The sequence below is a fragment of the Vibrio sp. ED002 genome, from assembly GCF_023277445.1.
GTDB lineage: Bacteria > Pseudomonadota > Gammaproteobacteria > Enterobacterales > Vibrionaceae > Vibrio > Vibrio jasicida.
Genome location: NZ_CP080238.1, coordinates 463,261 through 486,498, shown reverse-complemented (window position 1 = coordinate 486,498; position 23,238 = coordinate 463,261). Strand labels below are relative to the sequence as shown.

The window sequence follows — 23,238 nt, the reverse complement described above, 5'->3', positions numbered from 1 at the left end:
AACCAGCTAGAATGACCAGTTATTTACTACGATTGGTATACGCACGATAAAGCTTGGTCGAAGTAGGATGCTTCGACCAAGCCAATTCGATTTAGGTCACAAGGATAGTATGAGTAAGATTTATCACTCAGGTTGGCAGACCCAATTTACACAGCTAGACGATAAAGACAGCGACTTTTTACAAGAGGCGCTCTCTTTACTGTCTCAAGTGTCTCGCTCCGCGCTAGACAATCCCGATGCGCTTATTACTCATGTTTCGCGCTTGATTGCAGAGATTGACAATAAGCTCTCGAAACAGATGGATACATTACTGCATCATCCTGAATTTGAGGCATTACAAACCAATTGGCTTGGGCTTCAAGGCTTAGCCACCCTGCCCGTTAATTACCAACGTACTCAACTCAAGCTACTCAATATGAGTTGGGAAGAAGTGTCTTCCGACGTCAATCAAGCCTACAGCACCAAAATGTCTGAGCTGTACAACAAGATCGGCAACCAAGAGTTAAACACCTTAGGCGGACATCCATTCGGTTGCTTGCTGTTCACACAACCTATCGCGGCAGATATGAATTTCGAATCCGACTACGATGATTTGTTCACCGTAGAACTATTGAGCCGCTTAGGTGAAGCAACGTTATGCCCAATGCTATTTGCTCCTAATCGCGATTTCTTTGTCGAATCCGGCGCAGACTGGCTGTCTGATATCAACCGAATCGAGAAGATCCTTGCTAGTCCTGATTACCAATCGTGGCAGTCTTTACGCAGTAAGTCCTCTGCGCGTTTTGTCGGTTTAGTGATGCCAGAAATGTGTATGCGTACACGTTATCAAAACGCCAAAGTGGGATTCATCTACAACGAGAAACAAAACGGACTTTGGGGCAATGCGGGCTTTGCGTTTGTATCCACCATTATGCGAGAACATCAACGTGTGAGTTGGTTTGGCTTCTTGAAATCTCGCTGGAACGACAACAACCAAGGTGCCGTGGTCAATCAAAGCCAAAGCGATAGCCATTTTCTGATTCAACCACAAACCAAAGTGACCTTGTTTGGGCAACTGTCGACCTTCTACAGTCGAAGTGGTTTTATCCCTCTTACTAAGAGCCCTTTGAGCGATAAGTTTTACTTCAATGGTAACAATTCGATTTGGCACAACAGCGAGTCTGATAACGAGAAAGTCCTCACTCAAATCCAAACCTCGTTGATGTCTTGTCGTATTGCACATTATCTCAAAGTACAAGTACGCGAAATGATCGGTAGCTTCAAAACAGCTGCTGAGTGTGAGTTATTCCTCTCCCAATGGGTTGAAAAATTCTCTAGTAACGTTGCGTACGCCAACGAAGAAACCCTATCAAAATACCCTTTGAGTTTTGCAAAGATCAGCGTGCGCGACTCTGACCATCATCCGGGCAATTTCGTCTGTACATTGCGTATCGTCCCGCAGTATCAATACGACCATTTCAGTGGCGAAGTCGTGCTGACAACAGAACTGGATGAGGTGGCGTAATGAGTTTTTGGCGTACCTTTGTGCAAACTGCCCCTACGACTCGTCGAGATGATATCGAGGACATCAAGTATCACCTGACTCGCCTGTTTGATTCGGAAGCGTCACTGATGAGCATTGATGATCGGTTAACCGAAGTGCAGCGCTCTAACTATCGTTTTGGCATCGAGGATGTGCACCTGTTGAGTGCCAGTCTCGACCACCAGCAATTAGCCCTCAAACTAGAAAACTACATTCGACATTTCGAGCCTCGTCTTAGCCAAGTCATGGTTGAACTTGTTGAGCGTAAAGCGGGAGAAAACACCATCGCTTTCAATATCGTCGCCAAAGCCAAAACGGCACAGGGCGAAAAAGAGCTGATTTTTGATTCCAAGATTTCATTGAGCGACATGACCACCGATATGAAGGAGGATTTGTATGAGTGATCCTCTACTGCGTTATTACGAGCAAGAACTGACTTTTGTTCGCCGTGCTCTCGGTCAATTTGGTTCTGAACATCCAGAACACGCACAACGCCTAAACATCCATCAGGGACAAATCGAAGATCCAAGTTTGGCTCGCTTATTGGATGGCGTGGCACTGTTGAATGCCAACGTCGAAAAACGTCTATCTGAGCAAGTCCCTGAAGTTGTCGAAGGATTACTTGGCGTACTCTACCCAAGTTACATTCAAACGGTACCGAGTGTAGCGTATCTAGAAATGAACACAGATGCCCCTTCCACCGACAGCACGACGCTTCCAAAAGGCACACGCTTTTCTTCCGAGTCACAAGGCAAAACATGTTTGTTCACCACAACGGATGAACTCAAAACGACACCATTTGCACTGATTGACACCAAGGCAAGCAGCGCGCCCTTTGACTTCAATCGCCCACAAGGCAGTGAACAAACTACCGCCGTTATTCAGCTCACTCTGTCTACTGGCGATGATGATGTGCACTTCAGTCAATTAGCGTTAGAAGATCTCGACTTTTTCGTTCAAGGTTTCGAGAACAATGCGGATTCCTTGGTTGAACTGCTGCTCAGTGAAGCGCGTGCAATATCGATTTCCGACATCAATGGTGAGAATCACGCTGTCTTGGCTGCCAATCAGCTCAAGAGCCGAATCAGCGATAAGCAGTTTCAATTTCTGCCACAAAAAGGCAATCAATTTTCTGGCTACCATTTGATGAACGAATTTTTCTTCTTCAAAGAGAAACGTCAGTTCTTCCGTCTTAAAGGCTTTGGTGAAGCGTGTCAGCAACATGATTGCTCCACTGTGGTGTTAAACCTGTTTATGCACTCTTTACCGATGGAGTTTATCCGTCTTTTCGACAACCAAGTGTTTAAGCTCAATGTCGTGCCTGCGGTGAACCTCTTCGAGCAAACGGGCGAACCAACGAGTTATGACCAACGTAGCCTGACCATTCCCGTTAATGCCGATGCTCATACCGATAATGAAATTCAAGTGGTCGACATTTTGGATGTGTTTGAGATTACGTCGAGCGGTCAAAAACTGCTGACACCACTGTTTAAAGACAGTTATCAAAGCGACCCACATTGTGATTACTGGCAAAGCCGAAAAGATTCCACAGGTGAACTGCGATTGGCGATCAGCCTGAACGCCAACCAAGAGCTCGAATTCAACAAACTCTATGGCACTCGCCTTCTTTGTACCAATGGCAAACAAGCATGCACCATCAATGGTGAGATGACATGTTTAGAGCCAATCGATTTACCCGGCGATTTTCATTCGCTCTACCCGCCGTCGGCTCCGATAGAACGTGAATCTGACGCCAATATGCACTGGCAATTTATCGGGCTTCTGAACAGTAATTTCTCGTCTCTGCTGCACTCAGAAGATCCTACTCAACAACTTAAGCAAATGCTGCAATTGTGTAGCCGCAATCAGTTAGTAAGCGATGAAATTCAGATGATTCAGTCAGTAAAAGTGCGCTCACAGGTTTCATCAATGCGTATTCTAGGCAAGAACGTCTTCTCTCCGGGCACAGAGATTGAAATCACTCTCGATACGTCTGGCAACTATCTGACTTTCACCGATGTGTTGAATCGCTTCTTCCAACAGTTCTGTAGTTTTGATCGCTACATTCAGCTCACAATTCGTCTTTATGGCAAAGATGGCATTGCGAGGCGTTATCCAAAAATCCACGGGAGCCAGCGCTCGATGTAGCGTGGAAGATAGATGATGTCGATGTCACTGATTAACGATTTAAAAGCGAACCCACATGAGTACGACTTTGCTCAAGCAATGCGATTGCTGATGCAAATGGCAAAACGCTCCGGGCACAAGCTGAAGTTAGAACTCAAAGCAGAGGCCATGCCCCATGGTGATGCCGACGATATTCAATACTTTTCGTTCAGTGACCATAGCGCCAAAGTTCGTATTGCGCAGCAAGCACTATCTGGCGCACAAGGGGTTATCCCAAACTACATCTATGAGGAATTGTTGTTTGCACTGCATAACGACGATCACGCACTGAAAGACTTTTTAGACGTATTTAACCAACGCCATTTCGAACTTGCCGCGCAGCTAGAACTCGCTCCTCATCTCTTGGTGCAGAAAGAGCTGGCAAAAGAAAAAACCGATCTACTCAAACAACTGGCGAACCTAAAACACGAACACGGCACGCTGTTCCAGTATTCGCTGTTGTTCGCTCAAGGACATCGTAACTTAGAAACGTTAGAGCAGATCCTTAACGACTACTTCCCTTACCAAATCGATGTGTCGACTAAGAGCCATGAACGTCGCCAGTTACCCGCTAGTTCTCTTACCCGTTTAGGACAGAAAGACGACTATAACAGCGGAATCGGACAGGGTTTCCTCATTGGCAAAACGTGCATGACTTACAACCAACATCTTGTAGTGAGTATCCAGCCTGCCAACCGCAAAGAACTGCATCAAATTCATCGAGATACTCAGTTGGCGAGCCACATGCGCCAGCTCATTCAACATTATTTACGAGACGCCACGCCGATTTCTATTTATCTCAACGTTAAGCGTGCGTATCTCGAAAAACCAAGGCTGTCTGCTCAACCAGATCAAGCCGCGAAATTGGGTGAAGTGGATTGCCTCGCCCCAGAACGTAAACCTACAGAGCGGATTCGGATTCTTCTGAAATAGCTAGGTAGACACCGCGACGACAAAGAAGGTTATCGCGCAAAAGACAAGGATAAGGTTATGACACAAGTAACGCTGACAAATTTAGTCGCCAAGTTATCGCCAGAATTAAAACGCGCATTGGAAGCTTCTGCGGGTGCAGCTATGAACCAAGGCGTTGCTGCCATTGAGCCAGAACATTGGTTGCTCACGCTATTGAATCAGCAAGACGCGCACTTAAAAACTTTGATTGAAAGTCAGAAGATCAACCAAGATCAACTTGCCAGTGAACTAGCAAATCGCATCGAGCGCTTACCAAAAGTGCAAGACAGCCAACCAACGCTCAGCCATGCACTGACTGAACTTCTCAAAGACGCTTGGATGATTGCCTCCGTTAACTATGGGCATGGTGAAATCATCAGCCTGCATCTCGTTCAAGCACTGTTGCAGCAGAACGTCATGGGCGTATCGAGCAACAATCTCGAATCACTACAGAACGTGTCGACCGAGTCCCTGCAAGGTTTAATCAACAAAACGCCGGTTAAGCGAGCAACACAACAAAGCACAGGTGAAGCAACTTCAGCCGCAAATACAGCAAGCGCGAACGACGCATTAAGCAAGTACACCATCAACCTGACTCAACAAGCGATTGAAGGCAATATCGACCCGATTTCTGGGCGTAATTCTGAAGTGAGAAAAGCCATCGACATTCTTTGTCGTAAACGCCAGAACAACCCTATTTTTGTTGGTGAGCCGGGCGTGGGTAAAACCGCTGTCGTTGAAGGCTTGGCGCTGAGAATCGCAGCAGATGAAGTGCCAAGTGCGTTGCAAGGCGTTCAACTCCATTCGCTTGATTTGGGGCTTTTACAAGCAGGCGCAAGCGTCAAAGGCGAATTTGAAAACCGCCTTAAAGACGTCATCAATGAAGTTAAAAACAGCGATGTGCCAATCATTGTATTTATTGATGAAGCACATACGCTGATCGGCGCTGGCGGTGCAGCAGGACAAAATGATGCTGCCAACTTATTGAAACCCGCCCTTGCACGTGGTGAGTTCAAAACCATTGCCGCAACAACATGGGCAGAGTACAAAAAGTACTTTGAGAAAGATCCAGCTCTGACTCGCCGTTTCCAAGTCGTGACTGTAGAAGAGCCAAATGCAGAAGATGCCAAACAAATGCTGCGAGGCATTGCGGCTTCATTGCAAAAGCACCACGGCGCGTTTATCACTGAATCCGCGATCGATGCCGCGGTCAACCTTTCTATTCGTTACTTACCTTCTCGCCAATTGCCAGATAAAGCGATCAGCCTGCTAGACACGGCTAGTGCGCGTATTGCATTAACTCAAGGTGCGAAACCAGAAGTGATTGAAGCGTTAGAGCAAACCATTCGTTATCAACAAAACGAGCAGTCTGCTTTGGAGAAAGAGTTTGATTTGTTTGGCACAGGCGCAGAAGAGATCACCGAATTGAAGCAAGAAATCACCACCAACCAATCTCAATTAGCTGACTACCAAACTCGTTGGGAGCAAGAGATTACCTTGGTTGATGAGATTAAAGCGCTTCAACAAAGCATCACAGAAAGTGAAACGCCGGACGACACTCAGCAAAGCCAGTTAAATGCCCTTCTCGACCAATTACGTGAGCTTCAAGGCGAAGAACCGTTAGTTAATGCGATGGTGGATGACGCGACCATTGCTCAAGTCATTTCCGGTTGGACAGGCATTCCCGTCGGCAACATGATGAGTGACGAAATCGCTCGCCTATTGTCACTAGAATCCGAGCTGGATAAACGCGTTATCGGTCAAAACGTGGCGAAGCAAGAACTGGCAAAAGCGATTCGAATCTCACGCGCTGGCTTAACAGATAATCGCAAGCCAATCGGTGTGTTCTTGATGTGTGGTCCAAGTGGTGTCGGTAAAACGGAAACCGCTATGGCGCTCGCTGAGCAGCTTTACGGAGGCAGCAACGATCTCACGGTTATCAACATGACCGAGTTTAAAGAAGAACACAAAATCTCAATGCTACTTGGCTCGCCTGCCGGCTATGTTGGCTTTGGTGAAGGTGGCGTGTTAACCGAGGCGATTCGCCGCAATCCCTACTCTGTCTTGCTTTTGGATGAGATGGAAAAAGCGCATCCGGGCGTTCATGACCTCTTCTATCAAATCTTCGATAAAGGACACATCAAAGACAGTGAAGGTCGCACGGTGGATTTCAAAAACACCTTAATCATCATGACTTCTAACGCTGCAGATCAAGCAATTTGCGATGTGTGTGATGAAAACGCCGAACGCATCAGCAACGATGAGCTACTCGAAGCAATTCGTCCCGATCTCCAACGCTACTTCAAACCAGCGTTCTTAGGGCGTACCACCATCGTGCCTTATTACCCACTCAACGATGATGAACTAGCGAAGATCACCGAAATCGCACTAAACCGCATTCGCAAAAAACTGGCAGAACAGTATCAAGCGAGCTTTACGTGGGATGCTGGTTTTGTGGATTTGGTTGTCAGCAAAAACACCGACCCTACGACAGGTGGTCGTGCGGTTGAGCAAATCATTAACCGCTCTTTGATGCCGAAATTGGCAGAAGAATGCATCGCGCGCCTGAGCGCACAACAACCGATTAGCCAAGTGACGGTCACCGCTGCGTCGACGCCACAGGGCTTTGAACTGGATATTCAGTAGTAACGAATCATGATGTTTAGAAGCGTACATTCACCCCATCTCGTCACCACCTCGATTCTTGTTCAAGAGGCGGCGGTCAGCTGTGGGGTGAGCTTTTTCCGCAAAATAACCAAGCTGGTTTCATCGCTGTTTATTTTGCTTGGTGCCCTATTCTCGTTCGAAGCATGGGCGCAAGTTTGGATTGGTCCCGACCGATTACTGCTTGCGACCCACAAATGGGCACCGTACCAAACTCACCAGAATCAAAACATGGATGGGTTTGCGCTCAATCGCGTCAAATGCGCGCTGGGCGAAATGGGACAACCTTACCAACTGACCATGACGGAATGGTCTGACGCACAGCTCCACGTGCACAGTGGTCAACAACATGGCTTTTTCGTCTCGCCGAAAACCAGAGAACATGACAGCTACGCAACGTTGTCTGCTCCCATTACCGAGCAAAAACTGCGTTGGTATTTTGGTCCCGGTGTAGAGCCTAAGCTTGATGATTTGTCAAAGTTGAACCTTAAGTTCTCGGCAGAATTTGGCTCAAGCACATGGTTTTGGCTGAAACGTAATGGATACAACGTCGTTAAGCAGCCACGAGATGCTAAGGTTTTACTAAGGCTTTTAAAACAAAGAGAAATTGACGTCGCACTGGAAGATGAAAGAGTGTTCCACACGGAAATCAGCCAAGCTTCTCTTCCAAGCGATTACTTCTATTCTCAAGTATTCGAAACCAAGCCAATGGGCGTGTATTTCTCTAACCGCTTTTTGGACAAATATTCTGGTTTCTTAATCGCTTTCAACACAGCGTTGGCTAAATGCGAGGGATAACAAGTGGCGATCAGCATACATTTGATTTCTGTACCCTCTGAAGAGGTGGTGACTTCAAGAGTCATCTATTTGCCCGAGTCTGGCGGGCAGTTTGGGCGTTCTGCTTCTTGTGAGGTGGCATTGCCCGATCAATCAAAGCGCATCTCGCGTATTCACGGACAAATTCGTCTCACTGAAACAGGTTATTTGGTGAAGAGTACCGGCAAGAACCCGGCTCGCCTCAACGATAAAGCCATGGTGAGAGACAAAGATTACCCACTCAACGATGGCGACATTTTAAAGATCGAAAGCTATTCGATGTTGGTATCAACACTCACGTCGAGCAAAGCGCCTGTCGAAGAGCAATCCGATGACCTCTTTGCGACCAAGTTCGACCTGCAACTGGAAGACAATGTCGATTTTCTCGATGAAGGAGATATCGTCGAACCCGTGAAATCGGAAGTTCATTACTCCCATCAGAATGTAATGAGCGATGACCCCTTCTCCTCCGACCCGTTTGAAGACATCGACGATGACGAACTGGCGGATCACTTTGAAGTGGATGAAGTGTCGAAACAGCAGCAAGCCATGGAGCGTTCTACGGAGATTGAGTACCTTCCGGGAGACCACCTTCCAACATCAGAGCTGGAAGCCTCCATCGAAAAGCTGATTACGATTACCGAGAAGAATCAGCAATATCTTCGCAACCCACCGCTTGCACATGATGCTTTGTTTGATGCATTGGACAAAACACTCGAACAGTTCCTCAATGAATTCGCGCCAAACCAACTAGAGAATCAATTTAGCGAATTTGTGTCTGGTGGACTGTTCAGCAGCAAAGACAAGAAGTATTGGAAAATCTACCGCAAACACTTCCAACATCGACAAGACAACGGTGATTTTCGTCGCCAGTTCAAAGCGATGTTTATGGAAAACATGCAAAAGCAAAGCGAGGAAAGCTGATGAAGATTTGGCTAAGTTTACTCGCTTTCGCTTTGGTGGGGTGTTCATCCGACCCAACACCGGTTGTAACGCAATATCAACTAGCGGTAAGCGCCGAGAAAACGATTAACCCCAGCGTTAACAACCATACCAATCCCGTGGTGGTGCGCTTGTATCAACTGACCGATGCCCAGCTGTTTAAGCAATTGCCGTTTATCGATTTGTATAACGATGACGTGAGCCTATTAGGCGCAAACTTGGTGTCGAAACAAGTTCTGCCCGTGGTGATGCCAGACAGCAATAGCAAACAAACCTTAGACATCAACAAGACCACTCAATACATCGGCGTATTGGTGGAATTTGCCGAATATGATGCAAGCACGGCAACGGTAGTGACAACCACGCCTCAGGAAGAAGAACAATATATCCAGTTAAAGATCAGCGGTAACAAAGCAGCATTGCAAACCGTGACACCAGATTCACCTTGGTGGGATGTCTTTTAACTCGATTCAGTAGATAGGGAAATCTCGTGGACGCATATAAAAAAGTCGTTTGGCAAGAAGGCATGTTCATTGCCCCACAACACTTTCAACAACAAGACAGATACACACAAAACTACGTCAGACAAAACGTCGAAACGCTTGCTGGTTATGCCCCTTACTTTGGTGTGACCGACTTGGTGATCAATCACGATCTGCTTAAAATTGGCAAGCTTTCCGTCTCTTCTAGTGCGGGTTTGTTCCCAGATGGCACGCATTTCGAACTGAAACGCGAAGTTGCCAGAGATGTGCCGCACGGTACGATTGAGAAAATGGCTTACTTAGCGCTGCCTGTTTCTCTGCAAGGCAATAATGATTACGCCAATGATGAATCGGAACAAAGCCGCTATCTCACACGCACCATCAATGTGTTTGATACTTCAACCTCTGAAAATGCCAGTGTTGAAGTGGACGTCGCGCAGCTCAATATAGCGATTAAACTCGAAGGCGAAGACACTTCGGGCTTTACCCTGATTCCTTTCGCCAAAGTATTGGAATGCAGCGAAACGGGGGAAGTGATGCTAGACCGTTCCTTTATTCCTGCTTGTTTGCACTATGGTGCATCACAGCTATTGGTTGAACGTTTGAAAGAGATTCATGCCCTCACCTCCAACCGCGCCACCAGCTTGCTCAAACGTATTCAAGCCGGACAAGGGCAAAAGAGTCCACAGTCGATGATGCAGGATTACCTGTGGCTGCAAACACTCAACACTTGGCTTCCGTGGTTTGATTTATCTTTGTCGAATCCAAAGTTTCAAACCCATCAGCTTTATTTGGAGCTACGCAAGTTTGAAGCGCAAGTAATGGCATCTACACCTGCAATTCCAGAACCGTGTCAACCGTTGGATTTCCATCGTCTGTACGATTGCTTTAATCCGCTTTTTTCGAATCTGCGCAATATGCTCACGCTGGTTCAACAAGACTCGGTGATTGAGTTTGCGTTCGACACTTCGTTGTTTGAACGACGCCGCTTGCTTCGCACCTTGGTAAAAGATGGTCACAACCTATCCGATCGCCGATTCGTTCTCAGTGTCCGCTCTAATATCAGTAGCACCGAGCTCAACGAGTTGTTCCCTGCAGCAGCCAAACTCAGCAGCAATAACAAGATTGTCGAGATAGTGCGTAATGCCCTTTCTGGCGTGCAACTGACACCGCTTCCTGTTGCACCAAGCGAACTAAAACCGATGCAAGGCACAGCGTATTTTGAAGTGGATACGTCAGACCGCAATTGGTTAGAAATGATTGAAAACCGCGATGCACTGGCGCTGCACGTCGATACACGTGTTGGCGACCTAGAAGTGATGCTGTACGCACTGAGGTAGTAAGTTATGAACTATTTGGATGAAGATACCTTAGTTTGGGACAGCAGCGAAAACGACTTCGTGAGTAAAGATACCGACATGCCGGACGTAAAATGGCATTCGGTCAACGCTGCGCAAGCCAACATTGGGTTCTTACATCATTTCGATAAAGCCGAGAATCAGCTGATCAACATCAGTTCTGAGTTACTGGTTGTCACGCTCAAGATCAACACCTTGCCGGAGCCCGAAGACATCACCACGCTCAGGCATCAACTGGTGGCTTCCATCAATGAAATCAAAACCAAAGGCGCAGAGCTGACCTACCCAGTCGCCGTGATCGACAAGCTGTGCTTCCTGTATGCCGTGGTTTTGGATGAGTTGATTGTCTACACCGACTGGGGTGAAAAACGCGGATGGGAGAACAAAACCTTACTCAGTGAACTGTTTGGTATGCGCAACGGTGGTGAGCTTTTCTTTACTGTGGCAGAGAAAGCAGCGCGCCAACCGCACAAGCTGATCGACTTATTAGAAGTGGTTTATCTGTTTCTCAATATCGGGTTTAAAGGTCAGTACCGCGAAACGGGCAGCGAACAGCTAAAGAGTTTTACCTACCGCTTAGAGCAGATTTTAAGTCAGTACCGACAAGCCGGTGGAATCTATTGTCATACTAAGGTTTCGGTGCCTAAAACACGTAAACCAACGCGCAAGAAACGTTACCTTGTCACCACATTATTTTTCCTAACTATCATTGGTTTGAGCGTTGCTCTGACCTATTTCTGGTACAACAAAACCAAACCACAGCGGGCACGAGATTTTGTCCAGCTTGGTGAGTACAGCCAACGCTATATTGAATCTGGTCGTGCGGAAGACATCGTTTATGTCAGCACTGACGACGATTTAAAAGGCAATAAAGTCGCGGTAAATACCACCCAACCACCTCGTCCAATCCCGAGCCAACCAAAAGCCGTGACGCCACAAGCGAAAACTTCAACGCCAGAGACGACGAGTGCTCTAGTCACGAGCTCTGCAGCGGACACTGATTGGCTGGTGCAACTTGCGACCTTCTCTAACCTTAAAAACGCCGAGAAATTTATCGCCCAACTGCCGACATCCAACTATCAACCTGTCGCGGATAACATCAACTCCTACGTTCGCGTCATCGTTCGATGTGACAACTCAGAACAAGCGAAATCCATCAATAACTGGTATCGAGAGAATGCCAACGTCAACGGCTTAGTGGTGCATAACAAAAACAAACAAAGCGAGGTTGAGTCACGATGACGCAAGACAACCCAAACACACCAACAAGAAAAAAGGCAATCATTTGGGGCCTTGTTACCCTTCTGCTTCTGGCAATCTTAGGCAGCTTACTGACTTGGTTTGTCGCATATCCTGATTTCTTATGGACAGGCGTCATCACGACAACCATTGTGGCACTTCTGTCTGCTGGGCTTTGCTTTTGGTTAATCAATCGCAAGGTGAAAAAGAGTCTTGAGCAAGACCAAGAACGTGCACTAATCATCAAACGCTCCAAGTTACTCGCTTTCCACTTCAAGAAAATGCTCGGCGTACAAAAGCGTAAAAAGCGCTTAACCAGCCGTTACGATCAGCCGATTTATCTGTTACTCAGTGATAACCCAAGCAAAGACAAAAGTATCATCACGCAGATGGGTTACGAAGCTTATAAGGTGGATGACTTTGGTAACGACATTGAGTTTCCAATTCTATTTTGGCTCAGTGAACACTCAGTTCTGATTTCCGTCAGCATGGGCGAAGATCAACAACCGCTTTACTTAAAAACACTGTGCCAGTGCCTAAATAAATGGCGTCCGAGACAAGCGATTAACGGCTTGTTGCTCACCACAGAAATTGAACAGTTAGTTGGCAATAGTGAAACCCTTTCACAAAAAGCCGACCAATTGAAATCGCAAATCAAAGCATTCAATCGTTCATTTGGTTTGAACCTACCTGTCTACAATGTCCTAACCAACATGGGTCAAGTGAGCGATTTCTGTCAGTTCTTTTCTGCGTTTGATGAAGCGAGACGCAATGAAGTGTTCGGCGCCACCAGCCCAGTGCAAAAACATGGTGGCATTGATGCCGATTGGTTCAATGACGAATACGACCACCTCATTGGTCAGCTGATTTCGAACATGAGTAACGCGTTGGGAGCGCAGCTTAACCAAGATTTCCGCAATGCCATTTGTGGGGCTCCTTACCAATTTGGTTTGCTTAAACAGAATTTGTGGCATTTCTTACAACGCTTGCATCGAGGTGACCAATACACAGATGGGCTCAACTTCCGCGGCTTCTACTTTACCCACAGTGGCAGTGATTTCGCACAGCATGATTTACTGGCGAACGTGGTCAATCAGTCCCTCGGCAATGAGCAATATCAGCAACACCAACAAATGCCCGTTCAACAAACCTTGTTTGCCCAGCATTTGATGTCTCATGTCGTGCTAAATGAAAACACTTTAGTCGGGGTTAACCGCCATAAAGAGAATTGGTTGTGGTTCAGCCAAACCTCATACACCCTAATTTGGCTCAGTTTATTGATTGGTACACTGACGATCCTCAAGCTCGACTTCGATTATCAAACCAATCGTGAAGCCAAAGCCGATGGTATGTTAGAGCGTTACAAAGAAGCGATCGCAGCACAGCCATACAGCAAAGAAGATTTGGTGGGCAACATTCCGAACCTTTACACCATGCATCGCATTTACGCGCTATATCAGGAGCCTGAACCTTGGTATACATTGCCATTCCTACCGACTGCGACCATCAAGCCAGAAGTTGAAGCGGCTTACACCAAAGAGCTGCAACAAGTACTGATCCCTTCCATGGCACACACCATTGAGAGCGATTTGTATGTGTATGTGAACTTGGAAGATCAAGCCAGAACGCTCGAATTGCTGAACGACTATCGACTGTTGTTTGATAAAAATCGCACCAACATTGAAGAGCTCAAAAGCTACTTCCTAGCAAACTTAGAGCACCAAGGCGAAGCAGACAAAACTAACGTCGCTCAGCTTAAAGTGTTGCTCGACGATGTGTTTAACCAGCACTTGGTGGCGACAACTGCCAATCAAGAACTTGAAGGGCTGGCGAAGCAAGTCATCAATCAGTCCAACATAGAGACGCTACTCTACCAACACATTTTGAACGATCATGCGTACGAGAAACGTATCGATGTGCGTAAAGAACTTGGCTCCAACTTCAACCAAATATACCAATTCAAACCTGGTTACGTGGGTTACTTCGTGCCTTTCTTGTACACACCGACTGGCTTTAACGAGTTGGATCTTTCGGTGGAATCCCCTCTTCTTATCGAAGCGTTATCCGCTTATGAGGGCATCGCAGGGCAAGCACCAAGCGCGCTAGAGATGCATAGAATCAGCCACGATTTGAAGCGTATGTATCAGAACGATTACATCAATTACTGGCGAGATTTTATTAACAGCATCGAGGTGAAAACCATTTCCGGTTCTGAGCAGTTAAATGCAAGCTTGAACGTGCTAAACAATGCCTCAAACAATCCAATGTCTAAGCTGTTCACCACCATCAGAAACTATACTTCGGTTCTTCTACCTGAGCCAAAAGATGCGAAGAAGAAAACCGATGAAGAGATTGCCGATGCTGCGCAAGACAACGAGAAGAAAGAATCCGCCCGACAAATCACACTGACGTTTAATGATTTCCACAAACAAGTGACGCCAGACGATCAGGGTAAGAGACCAATAGATACCGTTCTGGAAGGTTTCGCTAACACGGCAAAATGGCTCGATCAGTTTTACAAATCCAACACGCCAGACAAAGTGGCTTACGAAACGTTATCTGCAGGTTTAAAAGCGCAAAATCCGGTCGCACAGTTGGCGTCATTGACCGATTCCCAGCCACCGCTATCCGGTGAAGTGATTGGCTATGTGACAGTGCAAACCAATGAGTTGGTGATGAACTTAGCTCATCAATATCTTAATAGTATGTGGAACAGCGAAGTCTACCAGCCTTATGAAAACACCATCGCGGCTTTCTACCCGTTTAAGAAAAGTGCCAACAGCGATGCAAGCACGGCGGATGTTGCTGCCTTCTTTAAAACCGATGGCACATTGGACACCTTCTATCAAACCATGTTGAAAGGTTTCTCAACAGAGCAACGAGCGCCGTTTATGTCCGGCTTATTGCCAAATACTGGCTTTGCGTTAGATCCTGCGATTTGGCTGATGTTTGATAAAGCCAAAGACATTCGCTCTGCCCTGTTTTTAACTGACCCGAAAAACGTTGCGATTCAATTCCAGATGAAACCAACAGAAATGAGCTCGGCGCTAACTGAGTTTTCCATTCGTGCTGAAAAACCGATTTTCACCTATCAACACGGTCCGATGCTGTGGACACAGCAAAGCTGGAAAGGTGATTCTGTCGCGCAAGATGCACTAACGGTGCGTCTACAAAAACAAGCAACGCCGATTGCCAATGAGCAGTTTAAAGGCAGTTGGGCATGGTTCCGCTTGATTGAGCCGCGCGTCACTTCAACCTCTTCGCAAAGCACCCAACTTGAGTTTGATTACAATGGCGATAAGGTTCGTTTAACGATTAAAACTCAAGGTCAGAACAATCCGTTCGTGCCGAACTTCTTTGCGGGCTTTGTGTTACCTGCGAGCATTTAGTGATGAACACGTTCGCCAACCAAACCCTGTTTAGAGCCTGTGGCGTTACTTATGTAGCGCCTTTGAGCGAAAACGTGTTTCAGTGCGAGCACAAACTTTATGGTTCTGTGGTCATCAAGGTAGCGCGCAGCTTGGCTGAGAAACGGGCCTTGATGGCTGAAGCGGACTTTCTATCTAAATACGCGTCGGATTACTGGGCAAACTTTCACGGTTATGGCTCGCAAAACCACGCCGACTGGTTAATGAGCCAATATCTGGAAGGCAAAACACTTAACGCAATAGAACCTGATTTATTACCGCAAGACTTAATAACCAAGCTTGAATTCGCTTTACTAAACCTGCATAAAACCGGTTATCTGCATGGCGATATCAAGCCACATAACGTCATCGTGACGTCAAAGAACCAAGTTCGGCTTATCGACTTTGGCAGTGTGATTCAAATTGATGCTAAATACCGAGAGCATACACATACAACCGTTAGCCGAGCCTATAGTGCGACCCGCCCTTGTCTGCGAATCGGTCAGGCAAGTAAGAACGATGATTTCTATGCCTTGGCAATGACTTTGCTCAGCTGCCACGATCAACATCCCTTTGCTGGTCTCTCGTTACAAGTAGCGGCAGAACTGCTGCCTACCCCAAGCAACATTGATTTACCAACACGCTACCAAGTTCTGATACAAAAAGAGTGGCAACAAATGCGCCACTCTTTGAAGCTGTAGGGATTCAAGGCTCTAAGCTCGCTGGCTTACGCGTCTGATGATTTGGCCTTCAGATATTTCTCAATATCCACCTCATCAACCTGTTCGGCTGGCATAAACTTGTTGGCATAGTCACGGTAAACACCGCTTTCTAAGAACAACAAGAACAAGTCCATATCCAAATGCTCATCCAACGCCATCTTGTACATGATGTCGACCGCAACACTTACTGGCTTGGCTTTCTTGTAAGGTCGATCTCCTGCAGTTAATGCTTCGAAAATATCCGCAATCACCAAGATGCGTTCTGGGGTTGATAAATCTTCTGCACTCAACCGACGCGGATAGCCAGTGCCTTTCAACGTCTCATGGTGAGTCGAAGCGTAACGCGGCACGTTACTTAACTCCGGAGGGAATGGCAGTGCACCGAGCATTTTGATGCCGCTGATCATGTGCTCGTTAATTTTGAAGCGGTCTTCTGGTGTTAACGTACCGCGAGAAATGGTCAGGTTGTACACTTCACCCAAGTTATATTGATGCTCTGGCACTTGCACCTTAATGCCATGCTCAGGTGCAAATTCCATTGGGCGAACGCGCTCAATAATATGGTCAGGCTTATCTGCTAAAAGGTTTTCAACCACGGGCAGCGTCACGTCAGATTTTGACTTAATCATTTCTTCAAACGGAGAAAGACCAAGATGATCATCGTAGTGACGTAACCAAGTTTGCTGCGCGATATGTTTAATGCGCTCAATCTTATCGTCGCTCATGAACTCGCCACCCACATTGGCGTTGGCAACAAATCGGAAGTCTTCGTCCAACTGCGCAACTCGTTGGGCGAACTTGGCTTGCGCCTCTTCTTTTGACAGTTCACCAGTAGATATCGACTTCCACATTTCCACTTCAGCATCTCGTCTTAATACCTCGAAACGAGTGCGAATTTCATTGATGCGGTTGTAGTTGGCTTCCAACTTAGTACCTTTATCAACGATGTGCTCTGGCGTGGTGATCTTACCGCAATCATGTAACCAAGCCGCGATACGGAATTCTCGTCGTTCATCGTCATTGTTGAACTTAAAGTCTTTAAACTTGCCTGTGTCGCACTTCTCTACTGCCTCTGCCAACATCAAGCCAATTTCTGGAACACGATTACAGTGCCCCGCAGTATAAGGAGACTTGTCATCGATCGCTTGCGCAATAAGGCGAATAAAAGCTTCAACAAACTCTTCTTGCTGTTGCTCGTGATGCTGAATCTCTTGCGTCATTTCGGTGACCGAATCGGACAAGTCAGAGACTTCTTTGATACGCGTTTCTACCGGGACGAGTTTATCAAACTGACGGTCTTTGATTTTGATGGTCTCTTTTCTCAGCGCAACAATTGGGCGCACAATTGGCGAACCCACCCTCCACGCCAATGGGAAGAGAATCATCATTGCGAACGCCGTAATAGCAATCGCTTTAGACAATCTACTTGTCACCGCATCCGTCACTACTTGGCCAGAAACGATCACAGCAAAGTAATCGATCGTGCCACGAGTCGAATACAACTTGGTGATGTAGAGGAATCGACTTTCACCATCAATGGTCACTTTGTTCATCGTGTCATGTTTGTCTTTCTGAATCACTGCCTCATAGACCTCTGGATAAGGGACAAAACTCCCCCTCCATTGATGTGGCTTGAGCCATTTTTCTTGCAACGCCACTTTTTGCTCGGGTGAAATAGCTGTGATCGCTTGATTAATCAGCTCGACCACATCTTTATCTTTCTCCTTCATAAACAGAGAAAACTCCAAAGGTGGCGCGTTGAGCAACCCGACATGAACATTGGTCAGTTTCACTAACCGCTTCATCTCAACCATGGTTAAGTAACTGTCTACAAGGTACTGAATATCCCCCATATGCAGCGCTCGCTTCGCTAAATCGAGATTCGGCTGCTCGACAATATTCAGTGACGGATAGCGTTTAAGCAGCCACTCTTTCATACCAAAACCCGCCACCACACCAACGCTTTCATCACCTAATTCCCTTAATGATGTAGGCATTGGATTGGTTGTTTTAGTTGCAATTGCGAGCTGCCCGATGAAAAGAGTGTCACTTTTGATAACTAACTCTGCCGGAGTACCAAGCACTGGCTGGAGGATATCAATCTCTCCCCTGCGATATTTCTTTTCCAACTCTCTTGAGCTGAAACCATTAACGAACTCTAACCTCATGCCCGTTTTCTGCGAAATCAAGTTGAGTACATCAACAACATAACCACTAGGTTCGCCACTTTGGGTGTAGTCGTAAGGTCCCCAGTCGTTTTGATTCGAAACCACAAACTCTCGGTCGTCTAGCAAGGCTTTTTGCGGTTCGCTTAACACCAAAAGCGATGAATCAGGAATATCCACTTCATGAAAAACATTGATGTTAGATGCAACAACTTCACCGCGGTTATTAAAAATAAACGCTTCAACGCTGTCGTCCTTTTTCATTCCAAGTTCGGTGGCACTGATCTTTTCGCTCAACGACGAGAGGACTGTATCTACACCAATAACAGCGCCTTTACTACGCACAGAATAAGACTGTCCGGTGATCTTTAGATGCTGAAAAAGGTAAGGATCGGTTTTGTAAACGCTGTCTCTTGATGCGCTAGCAAACCAAGGTCGGCGAGTTGGATAAAAGTTACTTTTCTGTTCTGTTTGGCGGACAACCTCAAGCGACTCGGAGTAATACATGGTTTGTCGCATTCGTTCTTCGCCATCACCTTTGATGGTAATGATGACCCAACGTTCGTTAGATGTTGCCCCAATCCTCCTTCGCACTTCCGAAGATGATTCTAAATTAATGACTTGAAAGAAATACTCATTGTTATTGGCAAAATAGATGCTGTAAAAAACGGGATTGTCGATGAGCGCTTGAACGAACACTCGTTGGATTTCATCCACGCTGAATTGCGTATCACTGAAGTCCGCGACACTGCGCAAGATACCCGCGCTGCTGGTCGCACTGGCATCTATTTGATGGATATGATTGCTGACGTCTTTGGCTGTCATGGTTAAATGCGTCAGGATATGTTCTTCCGACATCTGTTTGCCGAAGTAATACTGCATTCCGAGTCCAAGCAGCGCCGTCACCGCTGTCGCAATTACAAACAAACTCCCGACGGTGAACTTAATCGAAAATTTACGAGAGGTACCAGATTTAGTCTTCACGCGATAAAGCCCTCCGATGGCTTCAACAACAAGCTCAGCAACTCGCTTTATCAAAGCAACCTGAAGCATATACTTCTCAAGTCTAGTAGATATTTTTCAGAGACTTGCGTCGCATACAAGCCAGAGATCACTTTTACGCAATAAAAAAGAGCGATACCGAAGTACCGCTCTTAGCTGATGTTTTTGGGAGGGTTAAACCATTGTGATTCAGTGAGAGAGATACTTTTGAATATCAACCTCATCCACTTGCGTTTCTGGCATAAACTTCTTCGCGTATTCGAGGTAAACGCCACTCTCTAAGAACAACAAGAACAGGTCCATATCCAAGTGCTCGTCCAACGCCATCTTATACATAATGTCGATAGCTACACTCACTGGCTTCGCTTTCTTGTAAGGTCGATCTCCCGCCGTTAATGCCTCAAAAATATCGGCAATCACTAGGATCCGCTCTGGAATCGACAAGTCATTCGCACTCAACTTACGAGGGTATCCCGTCCCTTTCAGCGTTTCGTGGTGAGTAGAGGCATAACGCGGAACATTGCTTAGCTCTGGTGGGAACGGCAAGGCCTCTAGCATCTTAATGCCACTGATCATATGTTCATTGATTTTGAAGCGATCTTCTGGTGTCAACGTACCGCGAGAAATCGTCAGGTTATAGACTTCACCCATGTTGTACTGATGCTCTGGCACTTGCATTTGAATGCCATGTTCCGGCGCAAACTCAACAGGGCGAATACGCTTGATGATATGTTCTGGCTTGTCTTCCAACAGCTTTTCCCTAACCGGCAGTTGCGTGTCGGAAGTTGGCTTGTTCATTTCTTCAAATGGTGACAAACCTAAGCGGTCATCAAAGTATCGTAACCACGTTTTCTCAGCGATTTTCTTCACGCGCTCGATCTTATCTTCACTCATGAACTCACCACCAATGTTTGCATTGGCGATAAACTCAAAGTCATCGTTGAGCTGACGTACTTTTTCTTCAAACTCGGCTTTTGCTGCGTCTTTGTCTATCTCGCCACGCAACAAGGCGTTTAGGTATTCGATCTCTAGGTCTCTGCGTAACACTTCAAATCGAGTGCGAATTTCATTGATTCGGTTGTAGTTCGCCTCTAGCTTGGTGCCTTTATCAACGATGTGCTCAGGTGTGGTGATCTTGCCACAGTCGTGCAACCAAGCCGCGATACGGAACTCTCTTCGTTCTGCGTCATTTTGGAAGGCGAAGTTTTTGAATTTACCGCTTTGACATTTTTCAGCCGCTTCCGCCAGCATCATGCCGATTTCTGGCACTCGGTTACAATGCCCGGCGGTGTATGGTGACTTGTCATCGATCGCTTGTGCGATAAGGCGAATAAAGGCTTCAACAAACTCTTCTTGCTGCTTCTCGTGTGACTGAATCTCGGCCACCATTTCCATCATTGCATCTGAGAGTTCATCAATCTCTTTTACTCGCGTCGTCATCGGCCACACTTTATCGAAGCGACGAGCACGGATCTTTCGCGTTCTTGCTTTCAACGCGTAAATTGAGCGCGTCATTGGTGTGCCAAGTCGCCAAGCAAGAGGGAAAAGACCTAACATGACCAATGCTGTAAACAACAGCGAGTTAAACAGACGCTTTGTTACTGCATCGGTAACGATTTCTTTCGGAATCACCACCGAAAAGTAGTCATCACCGCCGCTGGAGCTTGAGATTGGCGTGACATAAACAAAGTAGTTTTGCCCTTCAATGCTTCGTCTTACCATGGTGTTGTAATTAGACGTGTCTTTCGAAAGTTGAAATACTTCAGGGTATGGCACAAACGTTCCGCGCCAATGGTTTGATTCCAGCCATTTTTGCGTTAATGCTTCTCTTTGCTCCGGTGTAATCGACTCAATAGCAAGGTTGAGTACCTCTAACAAACCCGCGTGCTTTTGGTTTATGTAAATGTGATAAGGCACTGGCTTCGCATCCAGTTTTCTTACTGTGACGGTCGATGTTTTCTCCAAGCCATTCAGCTCATCCAACGTCAAATAGGTGTCAACCAAATAAGGTATCTCGCCTTTCTCCAGCGCTTCTTTTGCATCACTTAGACTTTCAAATTCAACGATGTTCAACTTAGGGTAGTTTTCTTGTAACCACTCCTTCATGCCAAACCCGCAAACCACGCCCACTTCATCAGTAAAATTTTCAAGTGAAATAGGAATGAAACGTTGGCTTTTCCCTGCTATCGCCAAGTCTGCGGTGTACATGGTAGCGCTTTGCTCGCCGTACTCAGGCACTTCTCCAGACACGGAATGCAGGACATCAATGGTGCCTCTCAAGTACTTTTTCGACAGCGTGTTCGATTCAAAACCATTGATAAAATCGAACTCTAAGCCGGTTTGCTGAGAGAGTATTCTCAACAAATCGACGGCATAACCCTGAGGTTCACCAGCTTGAGAAAAGTCATAAGGTCCCCAGTCGTTTTGGTTCGAGACCAATAATGCGGGAGAGTTCATCACAAGCGCACGCTGAGGCTCAGTCAGCGTCAATGGTTCGGACGGTGGCACTTCGATATCGCGTTCTAGATCGATGTTCGATGCGATCACTTCACCCTTGTGGTTGAAGATAAAAGACTCTGCCCCACTTTCTAAACTCATACCCAGCGCGGTTGAAGCGATTTTTGAGTTCAGTGTCGACAGTTCAATATCGATACCGATAACATCTTTACCACTGCGGATCGCATAGCTCTGCCCCGTAACCTTCATATTTTTAAACAGGTAAGGTTCGGTCTTATAGACGTTTGTTTCTGTCGCCCCGATAAACCATGGTCTGCGGGTAGGATAAAATGACGTTTTGCTCGCAACGGTTCGATTCACATTAAAGTTGCTATCCACGTAAGACACGATCATTTGTCTATCCGGACCAATCCCAGTGGCTTTAGCGATGGCCCAGCGATCTACCGCATCGGCGCTCATCTTATCGCGAATCGTTACCGAGGTTTTTAGGTTGATGATTTGAAAGAAATCTTCATTCTCGCTACCCACATACAAGCTTTGAATGAACGGGTTTTCATCCAAAACCTGAGCAAACAAGGTGAGGATTTCTTTTTCAGAAAAGTTGTGGTCAGACATAGAAAGAAAGCTCTTGAGCATTCTTGTACTGCTGATCGCATTGCTATCGACTTGGTGAATGTATTCACTTACATCTGCCGCCGCCGTACTCAACCTTGAGATGACGTGCTCCTGCGACATTTTCTGCCCAAAGTAATACTGCATACCCAAAGCGAAGATCGCCGTAAGTGCCGCCACTAACATGAACATACTACTTACGATGAACTTGATTGAATATTTACTTTTTAGCTCAGCACTGCGTTTCATTCTTGCACCCCAGCATCACTATAAAGTGCCAAAACTGTCGGCTTTACATCACCATTTACTATCAAAATACTAAATAACCCCATACATAAGCGTAGACTTATACAACGTAATATTTGCTATCAATTTTGCAAAACCTATGTTTAAAACGATCCAATAAATAAGATTGTCCTTCACAGAACCAAATTTATTACTTGTTAATTGACTCAAATTGATGGTTAACAGCGATTATTTTTTGATGCATATCACAAGCAAATCCATTCTTCAAAAGGCATTCACAAAACCAGACAACACCTACATCGACACCACCTTTCTAATAAGCTCAATATTTATACTAGTGGGAATAAAGACACACTGCTTGTCGTGAAAATAAGAAAAAAGCATCGCTTGTATTTGGGTGAAAAGAAGCCCTGATAGGTTTTATCTGTTGAAACAATCGTTCATCTCAAATTTATCCCGAGCACCTCGCTCGGTACTATGACGCCTC

General features: G+C 46.2%; 14 protein-coding genes. 12 read left to right on the top strand and 2 right to left on the bottom strand.

Features of this window, described 5'->3' with window-relative positions:
* Window positions 1-109 precede the first annotated feature (109 nt).
* From ITG12_RS02590 to ITG12_RS02535, 12 genes are read left to right on the top strand one after another with little or no spacing between them, the layout of a single operon-like run.
* A complete protein-coding gene (locus tag ITG12_RS02590) occupies window positions 110-1,504 on the top strand; it encodes a type VI secretion system contractile sheath large subunit (protein ID WP_248873554.1) in 1,395 nt (464 codons plus the stop codon).
* Window positions 1,504-1,926: a type VI secretion system baseplate subunit TssE gene (gene tssE, locus ITG12_RS02585; protein WP_005451929.1), complete on the top strand. Its 423-nt coding sequence runs from the start codon at window positions 1,504-1,506 to the stop codon at window positions 1,924-1,926. The genes ITG12_RS02590 and tssE overlap by 1 nt, the downstream gene beginning before the upstream one ends.
* Window positions 1,919-3,670, top strand: coding sequence for a type VI secretion system baseplate subunit TssF (tssF, locus tag ITG12_RS02580; RefSeq protein ID WP_248873552.1), 1,752 nt, complete (start codon window positions 1,919-1,921; stop codon window positions 3,668-3,670). The genes tssE and tssF overlap by 8 nt, the downstream gene beginning before the upstream one ends.
* 12 nt (window positions 3,671-3,682) lie before the next feature.
* Window positions 3,683-4,621, top strand: a complete 939-nt coding sequence (locus tag ITG12_RS02575; RefSeq protein ID WP_248873551.1) for a type VI secretion system baseplate subunit TssG — start codon at window positions 3,683-3,685, stop codon at window positions 4,619-4,621.
* Window positions 4,622-4,678: 57 nt separating this feature from the next.
* Entirely contained in the window at window positions 4,679-7,285 is a 2,607-nt protein-coding gene (gene tssH / locus ITG12_RS02570) for a type VI secretion system ATPase TssH (protein ID WP_248873549.1), read from the top strand.
* A 12-nt stretch (window positions 7,286-7,297) separates the two neighbouring features.
* Window positions 7,298-8,101, top strand: coding sequence for an ABC transporter substrate-binding protein (locus ITG12_RS02565; protein WP_248873943.1), 804 nt, complete (start codon window positions 7,298-7,300; stop codon window positions 8,099-8,101).
* Between the two features lie 3 nt (window positions 8,102-8,104).
* Entirely contained in the window at window positions 8,105-9,043 is a 939-nt protein-coding gene (locus tag ITG12_RS02560) for a type VI secretion system-associated FHA domain protein (RefSeq protein WP_104029260.1), read from the top strand.
* Window positions 9,043-9,525, top strand: coding sequence for a type VI secretion system lipoprotein TssJ (gene tssJ, locus ITG12_RS02555; RefSeq protein WP_248873547.1), 483 nt, complete (start codon window positions 9,043-9,045; stop codon window positions 9,523-9,525). Before ITG12_RS02560 ends, tssJ begins: the two co-directional genes overlap by 1 nt.
* 26 nt (window positions 9,526-9,551) lie before the next feature.
* On the top strand, window positions 9,552-10,883 hold the full coding sequence (tssK, locus tag ITG12_RS02550) for a type VI secretion system baseplate subunit TssK (protein WP_248873545.1): 1,332 nt from the start codon (window positions 9,552-9,554) through the stop codon (window positions 10,881-10,883).
* Window positions 10,884-10,889: 6 nt separating this feature from the next.
* Window positions 10,890-12,143 carry a type IVB secretion system protein IcmH/DotU gene (icmH, locus tag ITG12_RS02545; protein WP_248873544.1) on the top strand — a complete coding sequence of 418 codons (1,254 nt, stop codon included), beginning with the start codon at window positions 10,890-10,892 and terminating at the stop codon, window positions 12,141-12,143.
* The gene (gene tssM, locus ITG12_RS02540; protein ID WP_248873542.1) at window positions 12,140-15,529 is read left to right on the top strand and encodes a type VI secretion system membrane subunit TssM; all 3,390 of its coding nucleotides are present in this window, start codon (window positions 12,140-12,142) and stop codon (window positions 15,527-15,529) included. Before icmH ends, tssM begins: the two co-directional genes overlap by 4 nt.
* Window positions 15,530-15,531: 2 nt before the next feature.
* Window positions 15,532-16,248, top strand: a complete 717-nt coding sequence (locus tag ITG12_RS02535; RefSeq protein ID WP_038867554.1) for a protein kinase — start codon at window positions 15,532-15,534, stop codon at window positions 16,246-16,248.
* Between the two features lie 26 nt (window positions 16,249-16,274).
* Here ITG12_RS02535 and ITG12_RS02530 read toward each other — a convergent pair whose 3' ends face one another.
* Both ITG12_RS02530 and ITG12_RS02525 read right to left on the bottom strand, forming a co-directional pair.
* Complete coding sequence (locus ITG12_RS02530; RefSeq protein WP_248873942.1) at window positions 16,275-19,418, bottom strand: HD domain-containing phosphohydrolase; 3,144 nt, start codon at window positions 19,416-19,418, stop codon at window positions 16,275-16,277.
* A gap of 207 nt (window positions 19,419-19,625) precedes the next feature.
* Complete coding sequence (locus tag ITG12_RS02525; RefSeq protein ID WP_248873540.1) at window positions 19,626-22,754, bottom strand: HD domain-containing phosphohydrolase; 3,129 nt, start codon at window positions 22,752-22,754, stop codon at window positions 19,626-19,628.
* Between the last annotated feature and the right edge of the window lie 484 nt (window positions 22,755-23,238).

What these genes read in the sequence shown, in the direction of transcription:
- tssE (WP_005451929.1), top strand. Translation starts at nt 1,504, where the DNA reads ATGAGTTTTTGGCGTACCTTTGTGCAAACTGCCCCTACGACTCGTCGA.
- icmH (WP_248873544.1), top strand. Translation starts at nt 10,890, where the DNA reads ATGAACTATTTGGATGAAGATACCTTAGTTTGGGACAGCAGCGAAAAC.
- ITG12_RS02575 (WP_248873551.1), top strand. Translation starts at nt 3,683, where the DNA reads ATGATGTCGATGTCACTGATTAACGATTTAAAAGCGAACCCACATGAG.
- tssM (WP_248873542.1), top strand. Translation starts at nt 12,140, where the DNA reads ATGACGCAAGACAACCCAAACACACCAACAAGAAAAAAGGCAATCATT.
- ITG12_RS02565 (WP_248873943.1), top strand. Translation starts at nt 7,298, where the DNA reads ATGTTTAGAAGCGTACATTCACCCCATCTCGTCACCACCTCGATTCTT.
- ITG12_RS02525 (WP_248873540.1), bottom strand. Translation starts at nt 22,754, where the DNA reads ATGAAACGCAGTGCTGAGCTAAAAAGTAAATATTCAATCAAGTTCATC.
- tssF (WP_248873552.1), top strand. Translation starts at nt 1,919, where the DNA reads ATGAGTGATCCTCTACTGCGTTATTACGAGCAAGAACTGACTTTTGTT.
- tssH (WP_248873549.1), top strand. Translation starts at nt 4,679, where the DNA reads ATGACACAAGTAACGCTGACAAATTTAGTCGCCAAGTTATCGCCAGAA.
- ITG12_RS02590 (WP_248873554.1), top strand. Translation starts at nt 110, where the DNA reads ATGAGTAAGATTTATCACTCAGGTTGGCAGACCCAATTTACACAGCTA.
- tssJ (WP_248873547.1), top strand. Translation starts at nt 9,043, where the DNA reads ATGAAGATTTGGCTAAGTTTACTCGCTTTCGCTTTGGTGGGGTGTTCA.
- ITG12_RS02535 (WP_038867554.1), top strand. Translation starts at nt 15,532, where the DNA reads ATGAACACGTTCGCCAACCAAACCCTGTTTAGAGCCTGTGGCGTTACT.